Source organism: Quadrisphaera sp. RL12-1S (genome assembly GCF_014270065.1).
In the GTDB taxonomy this organism is placed as follows: domain Bacteria; phylum Actinomycetota; class Actinomycetes; order Actinomycetales; family Quadrisphaeraceae; genus Quadrisphaera.
This window is the reverse complement of record NZ_JACNME010000009.1, coordinates 61,323-73,775: the sequence shown is the minus strand read 5'-3', so window position 1 is coordinate 73,775 and position 12,453 is coordinate 61,323. Positions and strand designations below refer to the sequence as shown.

Sequence of the window (12,453 nt, the reverse complement as noted above, 5' to 3'; positions counted from 1 at the left end):
CCCCTCCGGCGCGCCTGCGTGACGCCCGCCCCGCCACTGCCTACCGTCGCACGTGACTGGTGTTGCGGATGTGACGGGAGGTGCGATGGGCGGGGTCTACCGCGGTCCCGACCGCCGACCCACCGCGACCACCGGACCCGCAGCGCACGACCGGCGGGCGGTGGGCGCCGGCACCGCGGCCGGTGCCGGGGCCGCGGTGCTCGTGGACGTCGCCACCGGGACCGACCCGCACGCCGCCCTGGCCGTGGTGGTCGGTGCCGCGCCGCTGGTGGTGGCGACCGTCCTGCTGCTCTGCGCCTGGCGGGTGGGCGGGCGCGCCCACCCCGCCCACGCCGCCGTCGCCCTGGCGCTCGCCGGCGGCGCGGGACCCCTCGTGGCCTGGGTCGCCAGCAGCGCGGCGCCGGCGACGGACACCGGAGCCGTCACCGCGGTCGCCCTGGCCGCCGGACTCCTGGCCGCCGTCCCCAGCACCCGCTCCGCGCACCGGGGCGTCGAGGTGGACACCGCGCTGCGCCCGGGCGCCGCGGTGCTCGCCGGCTGCGGTCTCGTGCTCGCGGCCGGCGCCGGCGCCGCCGTGGTGGCCGGAGCCGGCTGGCTGCCACCGCTCGCCCCCCTCCCGGGGCAGCCGTGGTCGCTGCTGTGGCCCGCAGCCCTCGGGGCCGCGGGCGGCGGGGCCCTGGCGCACGCCCTGGTGGCCCTGGGAGCCGCCCTGCGCGCCCAGCGGGTGCGGGGCCTGCGGGCGCTGGCGGGGCTGCAGCGCTCCGCCGCCGAGCGCCACGAGGACCGGCTGCGCCGCCACGACGCGCGCAGCGCGCTGGCCGCCGTCCGCGCCGCCAGCGCCGTGCTCAGCGGGGAGCAGCCCGCCGTGGTCGGCGGTGCCGAGCAGCGGGCGCTGGCCGCGGCCCTGCACGCCGAGCTCGGCCGCGTCGAGCGGCTCCTGGGGGAGCCCGGCGCGACGGTCCCCGCGCCTGCTGCGCCGCACCGGCCCGGGGTGGTGGACCTGCGTGAGGCCGTCGTCCCGCTGGTCACCGCATGGCGGGCGCGGGGCCTGGACGTCACCGGTCCACCCCCGGGACCCCCCGTCCTCGCGGTCGGCCACCCGGACGCGGTCCGCCGCGCCGTGGCCAACCTCCTGGACAACGCCTCCCGCCACGCGCCCGGAGCCGCGGTGGAGCTCACCGCGGTCCCGGGGGAGCACGACGACGGCGCCGCGCTGCTCGTGGTGCAGGACGACGGGCCCGGCGTCCCCGCCCACCTGCGCGAGGCGGTCTTCGCCGCCGGCACCCGCCTCAGCCCGGCCGTGCCCGGGCAGGGACTGGGCCTCGCGTCCGCGCGCGCCCTGGCCGAGGCCGACGGCGGCTCGCTCCGCCTGGCCCCCACCGACCGCGGCGCCCGCTTCGAGCTCCGCCTGCCCGCAGCCCGCCAGCCCGTCCAACCGCCCGTCCACCCGCCCGTCCAGGAGGAGGTGACCGCACGGTGACGCACCGACGCGTCGTGCTGGTCGACGACCACCAGCTGCTCTCCCAGGCGCTCGCGGCGGCGCTGCGTGCCGCGGGCCTCGCGGCGCAGGTGCTCCCGCCGCCGCGCCCGGACCTCCACGGGGGGCTCGTGGCGGAGCTGTCGCAGGACCCGCCGTCCGTCGTCGTCGTCGACCTCCACCTCGGCGCCGGCGACCCGACGGGCGGAGACCGGCTGGTGGGCGAGCTGGCCCCGGTGGCGCCCGTGCTGGTCCTCACCGCCGAGGAGGACCCGGCGCGCTGGGGCCGCTGCCTGCGCTCCGGTGCCTGGGCGGTGGTGTCCAAGCAGCGCCCGCTGGCCGACGTCGTGGCGGCGGTGGAGGCGGTGGCCGCCGGTGAGGAGGTGCTGCGCGCCCGGGAGCGCACCGCCCTGCTCCTGGCGGCGGACCGCGCCGAGCGCGAGGAGGCCGAGCGCCTGGCCCCCTTCCGGTCCCTGACGCCGCGCGAGCAGGCGGTCCTCGACGCGCTGGTGGACGGCGTGGCCGCAGCCGACATCGCCGACGGGGCGTCCGTCTCGGAGGCCACGGTGCGCACCCAGATCAGGGCCGTGCTCACCAAGCTGGGCGTGCGCTCCCAGCTGGCGGCCGCGGCAGCGGCCCGCCGCGCCGGGTGGGCGCGCGAGGCCGCGTGAGGCCGCCGGAGGTTCATCGATTTCGACGATGACCGCGCCCGTCCGGGCCCCCGACCCTGGGTCCCATGAACGGACGGATCATCAAGGCGGCCCTGGCCGGCGGCGGCGCGCTCGCGCTGCTCGGCGCGGGCACCACGTACGCCGCGTTCTCCTCCACGAGCACCGTCACGGCCGCGCGGATCACGGCGGCGAGCTTCTCGGTGGGTGCCGCGACGGCCGGTGCCCCCACCGGCGGCGCCCTGGTGCCCGGCGGCGCCGGGGTCTCCCAGGCCTTCCTCGTGGAGAACACCAGCGCCGTGCCGGCCTCCGTGGGCGTGTCCCTGGCCAACCTCGTGAACCGCGAGAACGGCTGCAGCGGTGACGAGGTGCTCTACGACGCCGACTGCGCCAGCAACGCCGGCGGCCTCGGCGACCTGGCCAACCAGGCCCTCGTCTCCGCCGTGGCGTTCCCCGCCGTTCCCGGCAGCGGTGTCGGGGCGCGCTGCCCCGCGGCCACCGCGGGCCGCGCGGGCGTCCTGGTGGGGCCGGTGCCGACCGCGCCCGTGACCACCACCAAGACCGTCACCTCGCCCGGGTCGACCTCCACCTCCACCTCCGTGGAGACCTACCGGGCCGACCCCGCCTCGCTCGCCGCGGTGGTCAACGGTCCGCGGTACTTCGACTTCTCCGACCTGGCGCCGGTTCCGGCGGGCGGCGCGGAGTGCGTGCGCGTCACCCTGACCCTGCCGCTGCGCGACGACAACAACGCGGTGCAGGGGGACACGGCCGACTTCGACGTGCGGCTCCGCCTCGCCCAGGTCGTCACGCCGAGCGCGAGCCCGTCGAGCCCCACCGGCACGACCTCCCCGAGCTCCGCCTCCCCGAGCTCCGCCTCCCCGAGCTCCGCCTCTCCGAGCGCGGCCAAGACCTGACGTGTCCGCGTCGTCGGCGGCGCGCACGGGCCGCCACACCGCGGTGGTCCCCCGACCCGCGCGGGCCGCGGCACGGGGAGCCGCGCGCAACGCCCTGCGGGGGCTGGTGACGGTCCTCGCCGTAGCGGCGCTGGTGGCGGTCCTGGCGGCCCTGGGCGCCGCGGTGGTGGTGCCGCGGGCCGCGGGCGCGACGCCCCTGGTGGTGCTCACCGGCAGCATGGCGCCCGGCATCCCCCCGGGGTCGGTGGCGGTGGTGCGCCCGGTGGACCCGGCCTCGCTGCACGTCGGCGACGTGGTGACCTACGAGGTGGCCGGCGGGGGAGCGCTGGTCACCCACCGCGTGGTGGGCACCGGGCACGACGCGTCCGGCGCGCTGCAGCTCACCACCCGCGGTGACGCGAACGACGACGACGACCCGCTGGTCCCCGCCAGCGCCGTCCGGGGCGAGCTCTGGTACTCCGTGCCGTGGGTCGGGTACGCCAGCGACCTGCTGCGCGGCAGCGCCGGCGGGCTCTCGGAGCGCGTCGTGGCGGTGCTCCTGGCGGGGGTCGGGCTGCTCGTGTACGCCGGCTGCCAGGTGGTCGCGGAGGCGCGGGAGCGCCGCCGGAGGCCGGCCGCCCCGGCCGCGGCGTGGCCGGGGCGCACCGCGAGCCGCGAGCTGGCCGTCGTGACGCTCGAGGCCGGCGACGCCCTCGACGTCGACGCCTTCGAGCGCGCCGTGGAGGCCTGCGCCGGCTCGGTGCTGGCCACCACGGACACCACCGTCAGCGTGGCGCTGACCGCGGCGCCGGCGGTGGTGGACGAGGCGGTGGCCCGGTTCAGGGCCCTGGCGCGGGCTGACGTGCAGCGCAGCGGCGCCCTGTCCGCCCCGCTCGGCCCGGGGTCACCGCGGCTGGGGGCGTGACGCGCTCGCGCGCGCGGCAGCTCGTGGCGCTCGCAGCGCTCGGCGCCGGCGCAGCCGGCTGCTGGCTGACCGGCAGCGCCGTCGGTGCGGCCGCGGGAGCGCTGGCCTCGGGGACGGGAACCACCCGCGCCGAGCTCAGCGGCACCGCCGTGGCGCACGCGACCGTGACCGCCGGCACCTGGCGCGCCGCCCCCGCCCGCACCGCAGCGCCCCACCCGTCCGCGACCGCGAGCCCGTCCGCGCCGGTCACCCCGAGCGCCAGCGCAGCGCCGTCGTCGCCGTCGTCGTCGCCGTCGCCGTCGTCCTGAGGGTCCGGTCAGCCGCCGGCGAACGGGGGCAGGACGTCCACCTGCAGCCGGCGTCCCGCCGGTGCCACGAGCCGCTGGCCGCGGTCGCGCACAGCGACCTCGTCCGCCAGCAGGCTCGCCACCTCGAGCACCGGCACGAGCCGGGGGTGGCGCCGCGCCAGCACGGCCACCAGCTGGGCGGCCGTGGCGTCGTCGTCGACCTCGACCAGCTCCTCGTCGACGCCCGCGGCGGCGGCCGCACCCGCGAAGTAGCGCACCTGCAGCTCCACCTCAGCCGCCGATCGCGCTCATCGGGCGGGTGGGGCGCTGCCCGAAGCCGACGGCGTCGGCGTCGTCGCTGCCGTGCCCGGCGACCTTGCCCCACATGGCACCGCGCCAGGCGTCGGCCAGCTGCTCGTCCGTGACGCCGCCGCGCAGGAGGGCGCGCAGGTCGTGCTCGCGGGAGCCGAACAGGCACTCGCGGACCTGGCCGTCCGCGGTGAGCCGGGTGCGGTCGCAGTCTGCGCAGAACGGGCGCGTCACCGAGGCGATGACGCCGACGGTGCCCAGCTCCTCGCCGTCCGCGGGGGTGTCGGGGTGGCGCACGTGCCACAGCTCCGCGGGGGAGGACCCCCGCACCGAGCTCGGTTCCGGCGTGAGCTGGAAGCGCGCGGCCAGCGAGGCGAGCACCTCGGCGGCGTCGACCATCTGCGAGCGGTCCCAGGCGCCGTGCGGGTCCAGCGGCATCTGCTCGATGAACCGCAGCTGGTAGCCCTCGCGCAGCGCCCACTCGAGCAGGTCAGGCGCCTCGTCGTCGTTGACGCCGCGCAGCAGCACGGCGTTGACCTTCACCGGGCCGAGGCCCGCGTCCGCGGCGGCGCGCAGACCCGCGAGGACGTCGTCGAGGCGGTCGCGGTGGGTGATGGACGCGAAGCGCTCGCGCTGCAGCGTGTCGAGCGAGGCGTTCACGCGGGTGAGGCCCGCCGAGGCGAGGGCGGCTGCGCGCCGCTCCAGCCCGAGCGCGTTGGTGGTCAGCGACGTCTCGGGCGCGCGACCGTCAGCCGTGCGCAGTGAAGAGGTCGCCGCGACGATGCGCTCGAGGCCCTTGCGCAGCAGCGGCTCGCCGCCGGTGAAGCGGACCTCGTCGACCCCGAGCCTCTCGACGGCCACGGTGATGAGCCGCACCACCTCGTCGTCGCTGAGCAGCTGCGAGGCGGGCGTCCAGTCCAGGCCCTCCGGCGGCATGCAGTAGGTGCAGCGCAGGTTGCAGCGGTCGGTGAGGCTGACGCGCAGGTCGGTGGCCGTGCGGCCGTGGCGGTCGAGCAGCCCGGGCACCTGGGCCCCCGTGGGGCGGTCCGCCGGCAGGGGCCTGACGAGGTCCGCGGCGGCGGGACTGCCGCTCCCGGCGGGCCCAGCGCTGCGCAGCCGGGGGATGCCGAGGGCGATGCTCACCACACCAGCGTAGGTCGCGGGACCGACCCCGACCGGCGGGCGGACGCCCGGACGGGGCACGGGACCCGCGTGCGGACGCTCTCAGGAGCGCCCGTGGCCCCCTGGTCGCAGAGGAGCCCACCCTGGCGCCGTCAGGGGCGGTGGGGCGCGCCTGGAGGTGCTCCGGCGCAGGTCAGGGGCCTTTCCGGGGTTGCAGAAGCGAACACCTGTTCGGTAAGATCAGGTCCGTGAGCGGCGGCGAGCGCACCAGCGGAGGCACCCCCTCCGCCGCGCCCACCCCTCCTCCGCGGCGGCGTCGCCGGCGGCGGGTACCGGGGGTGCTGGCCCCGGGTCCGGTGCGGGGTCCACGCCCGGAGCGGCACCGTCCCGCCCGGGACGCGATCGCCGCTGCCGGTCGCCTGCCCGGCCCTGACGCGCTCAGCGAGGTGCAGCTGTGCTGCGCCTACGACCACCTCGATGCCGACCTGCGCCCGGTCTGCGGTCCCGACGATGCCACCGACGCCGTCGTGTTCGCCTTCTGCTGCTGGCTGGCCGGCCAGGACGAGGCCGGTCGGGCGGTGGTCGCGGCGGTGCGCGCCGAGCGCGAGGACGTGGCCACCGCCGCGCGGGTGCTGACCCGGATGCGCACCAAGGAAGCCCTCATCGGCTCGATCCAGGCCGGACAGATCCGTGACCTGGCGGAACTGTCGGTGCTGTACCGGCGCGCCCGCCGCGGTCCCGCCCTCCCCGACGACGACGACGGTGGTGGTCGTGGTGGCGGCGTGGGTGCGGCGTTCGCCGGCCAGGCGCAGGCGGTGGCTGCGGCGGGCCTGGAGGACCTGGTCGCTGAGCTGGCTCCGGCGCTGGGGTGGACGGAGTACACCGCCGCCGCGCAGGTGCTGTTGGCCGCGCGGGTGGTGGCGGTGATGCCGCACGCGTTGGACCGTCTGGCTGCGGGGCAGCTGAGCATGGCGGGGCTGACCGCGACCGCCAACCGTCTCGCCGAGGTGGACCCGGTGGCGGCGGCGACGATCGACGAGCACCTGTTCGGCCCCGAGGCGGTCGGGGTCGGGTTGACCCTGGCCAGTCTGCGCGACGAGGTCGACCACCAGGTCCACCTGCACGACCCGGAAGCGGCGACGCGGCGGGTGCGGGCCAAGACCTCCGCGCGGCGGGTCTGCTACACCGCACTCGGCGACGGGCAGGCCAGGCTGAGCCTGATCGGGCCGGTCACCGCGGTGGCCGCGGTAGCACTGAAGGTGCGAGCGGCGGCCAGGGCGAACCTGGCCGCTGCCCGCACTGCCGCCCGCGAGGGGGTGCCCGCCCCCGGGGGTGGGGATCCCTACGCCGATGACCCCGACCAGCCTGATGAGCGGCCAGCGGCCGCGCACGCCTTCGACGCCGCCGTGACCGCGTTGGGGGCGGTGCGCCCGGAGGCGTTGGACGCTTCCAGCGCGGGGTGGGCCTCCGGGACGAGCGTGGAGATCCGCATCAGCCTGCCCGCGCTGGTCGGCGTCGATGATGACCCCGGCTACGTCGAGGGGTACGGGTGGGTGCCGGCGTGGCTGGTGCGTCAGCAGCTGCGCTGGGCCAGCTGCCGGTTGCGGCGGGTGCTGACCGATCCGTTCACCGGTGACCTCATCGCCGTGGACGGGCACACCTACCCCGCGTCGTGGCTCACCGACCCCGGCCCCGGCCCCGACTCCGGTCCCGGTCCCGGTCCCGGAGGCCCTCAAGCCCCAGGTGGCGACAGCGGACCACCACCACAGCCACCGCCCTCGCCACCGTCCGGTGGCAGGCGGGCGGGGTTCTTCCGTGGCCGACCGATCCAGCAGCTGCCACCACCACCGGCGGACCTCACCTCTGTCACTGACCTCGATGACGTCGGTGACCCCGTCGAGGCCAACGAGCTCGCCGATCCCTGCCAGGCGGGGACCTGTGAGCCGGTCGACCCCGCCGCCTGCCCCGTGAGCCGCATCGGCGGTGGCCCTCACGACCCACCCGAGGCGCTGCGCCGCCACCTCATCGCGCTGTGGGGTACCTCCACCGGTCCCGGGGACCGCCTGCCCGCGGGGAAGGCGGACCTGGACCACGTCACCGCCTGGGGGCACCTGCCCGGTCAGGGCGGTCCGACGTGCGCGTGCAACCTGGACCCCAAGTCCCGCCGCGCCCACCGGCGCAAGCACGCCGGTGATCCCCGCACCGCCGCCGACGTGGCGTGGAGCGCGCGCTGGCAGCACTGGCGGTGCGCCGCTGGGCACGCCCACTGGCGCTCGCCCTTGGGCATCGACCACGTCACCCGCCCGCGCCGGTACACCGACCCGATCCCGAGGTACCGCGCGTGGGCACCCCCGTCGCGGGTGCCGTCGACCGGTCCGGTGCGCAGGCCGGTCGACCCCACCCGCGGCTTCCCCCTCGACCCGCCCTTCTGACGCGCGGGACGATCGCCTCGTGGAGCCACCGGACCTCGTCACCAGGACCTGGCCCGGCCAGCCGGGCGCCCCCGTCGTCGTCCTGCTCCACGGCAGCGGTCAGGACGAGACGTCGCTCCTGGCCTTCGCCCGCGGCGCCTGCCCCGGCCACGAGGTCGTCGGCGTGCGCGGACGCATCCCCTGGGAGGGCGGGTTCGCCTTCTTCCGGCGCCACCCCGACCGCGCCCTCGACGACGGCGACCTCCGCCTCGGGGCAGAGGCACTGCGACGTCTCCTCCGCCGCCTGCACCACGATCGCGGGCAGCGTCCGGTGCTGCTCGGCTACTCCAACGGCGCCATCGTGTCCGCCGCCGTCCTGGCCCTGGATCCCGGGCAGGTACGCGCCAGCATCCTCCTGCGCCCCCTGGCACCCCATCCCGACCGCGACTTCCCGCCGCTCGACGGTCATCCGGTCTTGCTGGTCAGCGCGGCGTTCGACCGGAGGCGCGACCCCCGGAGACGGCCCGCGGCTCGCCGGCCTCGCGGCGTGAGGGGTCAGAGCTCGGTGGTCCACCGCCAGGTCATGTGCAGCACGTGCGCCTCACCGGGGGCGACGCTGTGCGCCAGGCCCAGCGCCGCGGCGTCCGGAGGACCGGTCTGCGGCTCCACACACACGGCTTCGTCGCGCTCGGTGAAGACCACGCCGTACTCGGCGTCGGAGCTGACCTGCAGGCGCGCCACCCCCGGCCAGGTGATGGTGGCCGGCCAGACCACCCCGGCCAGCGCCTCGTCGATGCGGTGCTGGTTCGGGGCACCGGCCGGCAGCGGGCCGCGGCGCCCGTCGCTGATGCCGTCGTCGTCCTTGACCATCACCGCGGTGGCGGGGTCCGCCAGGGGGACCTCGAGCTCGGCCTCGGCACCACCCACGAAGCGCGGGTGCCACGGGTGCATGCCGATCCACGCGGGCATCGGCCCGTCGGCGTCCGAGCCGTCGTTCCAGCACTCCAGGCGCAGCTCCAGCGACGACGGCGAGAGGTCGTAGCGGATCTCGGCGTGCCCGGGCCACGGCCAGTGCTCCCCGAGGTCGCAGCGCAGCACCGCGTGGTGGGCCTGCGCCTCCACCACCTGCCACGGGACCCGCGCCACCGTCCCGTGGATGGCGTGCGGTGCCTTGTTGGGCGGCAGGTCGACCGTCCGGCCGTGCCAGGTGAGGCGGGCGTCCCGGACCCGGCCCGCCCACGGGACCATCGGGAAGGCGCCCCAGCCGTGCGGGGTCTCGCTGTAGCGCCCCACCAGCTGCAGGTCACCCGCCGCCCCGGGCACGAGCAGGGAGGCGATCCGGGCCCCGAAGGCCTCGTCCACGGTGAGGCGCGTCGCGCCCGAGGTCAGCTCCACGGGCCCAGCCTGGCGCAAGATGCCCTGGTGCTCGACATCATCGACGCCGTGGTGGCCGCCCGCGCCGCGGGGCGGCGCGTCGTCCTGGCCGTGGTCGCCGCCACCTGGGCGTCGTCGCCTCGCCCCGTCGGGTCGGCGATGGCCGTGCTCGACGACGGCACCGCTCTCGGCAGCGTGTCCGGGGGCTGCGTGGAGGGCGACGTCCTGGTGCGCGCCACCGAGGCCTCCGCGCCAGAGCTCGTCCACTACGGGGTCACCGACGACGACGCCGCGGCCGTCGGCCTGCCGTGCGGCGGCGCCCTGGACGTGCTCATCACGCCGCTCGACGACGAGCTGGCGGCCCGGCTGGACGCGCTGGCGGCCGCGCGTGACGCCCGCCGCGCCGCGCACGTGGCCCTGCCGCTGCCCGGCGGGGGAGCGGTGGACCTGGTGGTCCGCCCGCCGGAGCACCTCGTGGTGGCCGGTGCCGGGACCGCCGCCGAGGCCCTCGCAGCCCAGGCCCGGCTGCTGGGGATGCGGACCACGGTGGTGGACGCGCGCGAGGCCTTCGCCACCGAGCACCGCGTCCCCTCCGCCGACGAGGTGGTGCTCGACTGGCCGCACCGGTGGCTCGCGGCCCAGGCCGCGGCCGGCCAGCTGGGCCCGGCGACCTCCCTCGTGGTGCTCACCCACGACGCCAAGTTCGACCTGCCGCTGCTCGAGATGGCCCTGCGCCTCGACCTGGGCTACGTGGGGGCGATGGGCTCCCGCAGGACCTGCGCCGCCCGCCGCGCGGACCTCGCGGCTCGCGGCGTGGAGGAGGCCGAGCTCGCCCGCCTCCACGACCCCGTCGGCCTGGACCTCGGGGGGCGCACCCCCGCGGAGATGGCGCTCAGCATCGCCGCCGAGCTGGTGGCGGTCCGCCACGGGCGCACCGGCGGCCTGCTGCGCGACGGCACCGGGCCGCTGCGCGTCAGCGGCTGAAGACGCGCACCGCGTCGGCCTCGGCCTGCTCGTAGGTGCGGCCGGTGGACGCCAGGGCCTGCCCGATGGACTCCAGCGACGCCCGCACCTGCTCCTGCGTGGCGCGCCACTGCGCGACCACGCCCTGGAAGGAGGTGGACGCCGCGCCCTGCCAGCTGCTCTGCAGGTCCAGCAGGTGGCGCATCATCGCGTCGACCTCGGTGGTGATGACGCTCGCGGACCCCGCGACGGCACCGCTGGCGCTCTGGACCTCGCTGCTGTCGACCTGGAACCTGCTCATGGGGACCTCCGCTGCTCGTGGCCGCCGCGGGCTGCGGGGCACGCCACGACGCTAGGGAAGGCCGGGCTGCGCGCGCTGGTCCGAGGCGCCGCCTGTGGACAGAGCACCGTCGTCCACAGGTCCGTCCACAGGTGTGGGTGGCTCGTCGTCGTCCTGCTGGTCCTCCGCGGGCGGAGCGTCAGCCAGCGGGAGCGCCACCTCGATGGTCGCGCCACCGCCCGGCGTCTGCACCACCCGCACCGCACCGCCGTGCGCCTGCACGATGCCCGCGACGATCGCCATGCCCAGCCCCGCGCCGCCGCCCGCGCCGCGCTGGCGCGAGGAGTCGGCGCGCCAGAACCTCTCGAAGACGCGCGCGGCGTCCTCCGGGGGGATGCCGGGGCCGTGGTCGCTGACGGCCCACACCGCCCACCCGTCGCGCTGGCCCACGCCCAGCTCCACCGGCGTGCCCGCCGGGGTGTGCCGCAGGGCGTTGCCGATGAGGTTGGCCAGCACCTGGCGCAGCTTGGCCTCCTCACCGATCACCACCACGGGCCGCGGCGGCGCACCGTCCACCCCGGTCACGCCGATGGCGCGGTCCGGGGCCAGGGCCCGCGCGTCGTGCCGCGCGTCGGCGACGATGGCGAAGAGGTCCACCGGGTCGCGGCGCATCGGGCGCTGCTCGTCGAGGCGGGCGAGGACGAGGAGGTCCTCCACGAGGCCGCCCATGCGCGTCGCCTCGGACTCGATCCGGCTGAAGGCCGTGGTGACGTCGGCCTCCTTGCGCACGATGCCCATCCGGTGCATCTCCGCGAAGCCGCGGATGGCCGACAGCGGCGTGCGCAGCTCGTGGCTGGCGTCGGCGACGAAGCGGCGCATGCGACCCTCGGAGGCCTCGCGCGCGGCGAGCGAGGTCTCGATGTCGTCGAGCATGCCGTTGATCGCGGCGCCCAGGCGGCCCACCTCGGTGCCGGGTGCGACCACCGGCACCCGGCGGCTCGTGTCACCGCCGCCGAACGCCGCCGCCACGGCCTCGACGTCGCGCAGCGGCCGGAAGGCGCGGCGCACGCCGTACGCGCCCAGCACCACGCAGGCGACGACGACGACGACGCCGACCAGCACGAAGTACGCGGCGACGTCCTTGAGCGTGTGGTCGACCGGTGTGAGCGACCGGGCCACGGCGACGGACTCCCCGGAGGTGGATCGCAGCGGGACGGCGATGACGCGCCACTCCTCGCCGTCCGCAGACCTGATCGTGACCCCGCGGTTGCGGTGCTCGTCCACCCACGCGCTGGTGATGCCCTCGAGCCGGGTGACCTTCGCCGGTGGTGCACCTGCCGCCGGCCGCGGTGACAGTCCCAGGACGTTGCCGTCGCTGTCGCTGACCTGCACGACGTAGTCGGTCGGCCCCCCCTGCTGGGGCACGCTGTTGGCGTCGAGGATCTCGGGCGCCGTCGTCAGAGCGGTGCGCAGCTGCTCGTCGGTCTGGGCGAGCAGCACGCGCTGCAGCACGAGCAGGGTCACGGTGCCGGTGAGCAGCAGCGCGACGATCAGCAGGCCCGTGACCACGGCGATGAGCCGGGCGCGCAGCGAGAGGGCGTGCCCGTGCTCCATCACCCGCTCACGGGCGGTGCCGTACGCCCCCCGCACCCCGCGCGGCGCAGTCCGGGGGACGGCGTCCGTCGTCGTCGTCGTGTCCTGGGGGGCCTGCTCGACCGCGCGGTCCGTCACGGGGCTCCCGTCG

General features: G+C 77.3%; 12 protein-coding genes. 7 read left to right on the top strand and 5 right to left on the bottom strand.

Going from position 1 to position 12,453, the window contains the following annotated elements; genetic code table 11:
* The first annotated feature begins 85 nt into the window (after window positions 1-85).
* The 5 genes from H7K62_RS15685 (at window position 86) to H7K62_RS15665 (ending at window position 4,271) form a co-directional block, all read left to right on the top strand.
* Complete coding sequence (locus H7K62_RS15685; RefSeq protein ID WP_186719993.1) at window positions 86-1,480, top strand: sensor histidine kinase; 1,395 nt, start codon at window positions 86-88, stop codon at window positions 1,478-1,480.
* The gene (locus H7K62_RS15680) at window positions 1,477-2,148 is read left to right on the top strand and encodes a LuxR family transcriptional regulator (protein WP_186719992.1); all 672 of its coding nucleotides are present in this window, start codon (window positions 1,477-1,479) and stop codon (window positions 2,146-2,148) included. Before H7K62_RS15685 ends, H7K62_RS15680 begins: the two co-directional genes overlap by 4 nt.
* Window positions 2,149-2,213: 65 nt before the next feature.
* Window positions 2,214-3,059 carry a hypothetical protein gene (locus H7K62_RS15675; protein ID WP_186719991.1) on the top strand — a complete coding sequence of 282 codons (846 nt, stop codon included), beginning with the start codon at window positions 2,214-2,216 and terminating at the stop codon, window positions 3,057-3,059.
* A 1-nt stretch (window position 3,060) separates the two neighbouring features.
* A complete protein-coding gene (locus H7K62_RS15670; RefSeq protein ID WP_186719990.1) occupies window positions 3,061-3,963 on the top strand; it encodes a signal peptidase I in 903 nt (300 codons plus the stop codon).
* Window positions 3,960-4,271, top strand: a complete 312-nt coding sequence (locus H7K62_RS15665) for a hypothetical protein (RefSeq protein WP_186719989.1) — start codon at window positions 3,960-3,962, stop codon at window positions 4,269-4,271. The genes H7K62_RS15670 and H7K62_RS15665 overlap by 4 nt, the downstream gene beginning before the upstream one ends.
* A gap of 8 nt (window positions 4,272-4,279) precedes the next feature.
* Here H7K62_RS15665 and H7K62_RS15660 read toward each other — a convergent pair whose 3' ends face one another.
* Together H7K62_RS15660 and moaA are read right to left on the bottom strand one after the other, a co-directional pair.
* Window positions 4,280-4,540, bottom strand: coding sequence for a MoaD/ThiS family protein (locus tag H7K62_RS15660; RefSeq protein WP_186719987.1), 261 nt, complete (start codon window positions 4,538-4,540; stop codon window positions 4,280-4,282).
* A 1-nt stretch (window position 4,541) separates the two neighbouring features.
* Complete coding sequence (gene moaA / locus H7K62_RS15655) at window positions 4,542-5,705, bottom strand: GTP 3',8-cyclase MoaA (RefSeq protein ID WP_186719985.1); 1,164 nt, start codon at window positions 5,703-5,705, stop codon at window positions 4,542-4,544.
* Window positions 5,706-5,929: 224 nt separating this feature from the next.
* Here moaA and H7K62_RS15650 point away from each other — a divergent pair, with 224 nt between their 5' ends.
* Window positions 5,930-8,113, top strand: coding sequence for a hypothetical protein (locus H7K62_RS15650; RefSeq protein ID WP_186719983.1), 2,184 nt, complete (start codon window positions 5,930-5,932; stop codon window positions 8,111-8,113).
* A 534-nt stretch (window positions 8,114-8,647) separates the two neighbouring features.
* Here H7K62_RS15650 and H7K62_RS15645 read toward each other — a convergent pair.
* Window positions 8,648-9,487 carry an aldose 1-epimerase gene (locus tag H7K62_RS15645; RefSeq protein ID WP_186719981.1) on the bottom strand — a complete coding sequence of 280 codons (840 nt, stop codon included), beginning with the start codon at window positions 9,485-9,487 and terminating at the stop codon, window positions 8,648-8,650.
* 27 nt (window positions 9,488-9,514) lie between these two features.
* Between H7K62_RS15645 and H7K62_RS15640 the strand changes: the two genes are divergently transcribed.
* Window positions 9,515-10,450 carry an XdhC family protein gene (locus tag H7K62_RS15640; protein ID WP_186719979.1) on the top strand — a complete coding sequence of 312 codons (936 nt, stop codon included), beginning with the start codon at window positions 9,515-9,517 and terminating at the stop codon, window positions 10,448-10,450.
* On the opposite strand, the gene H7K62_RS15635 is transcribed toward H7K62_RS15640, so the two are convergent.
* Together H7K62_RS15635 and H7K62_RS15630 are read right to left on the bottom strand one after the other, a co-directional pair.
* Window positions 10,440-10,730, bottom strand: a complete 291-nt coding sequence (locus H7K62_RS15635; protein WP_186719977.1) for a WXG100 family type VII secretion target — start codon at window positions 10,728-10,730, stop codon at window positions 10,440-10,442. The two genes, H7K62_RS15640 and H7K62_RS15635, sit on opposite strands and share 11 nt — an antisense overlap.
* Window positions 10,731-10,781: 51 nt before the next feature.
* On the bottom strand, window positions 10,782-12,440 hold the full coding sequence (locus H7K62_RS15630) for a sensor histidine kinase (RefSeq protein ID WP_222437700.1): 1,659 nt from the start codon (window positions 12,438-12,440) through the stop codon (window positions 10,782-10,784).
* Between the last annotated feature and the right edge of the window lie 13 nt (window positions 12,441-12,453).

Coding starts and splice junctions, on each gene's coding strand:
- H7K62_RS15685 (WP_186719993.1), top strand. CDS start 86: ATGGGCGGGGTCTACCGCGGTCCCGACCGCCGACCCACCGCGACCACC.
- H7K62_RS15675 (WP_186719991.1), top strand. CDS start 2,214: ATGAACGGACGGATCATCAAGGCGGCCCTGGCCGGCGGCGGCGCGCTC.
- H7K62_RS15635 (WP_186719977.1), bottom strand. CDS start 10,730: ATGAGCAGGTTCCAGGTCGACAGCAGCGAGGTCCAGAGCGCCAGCGGT.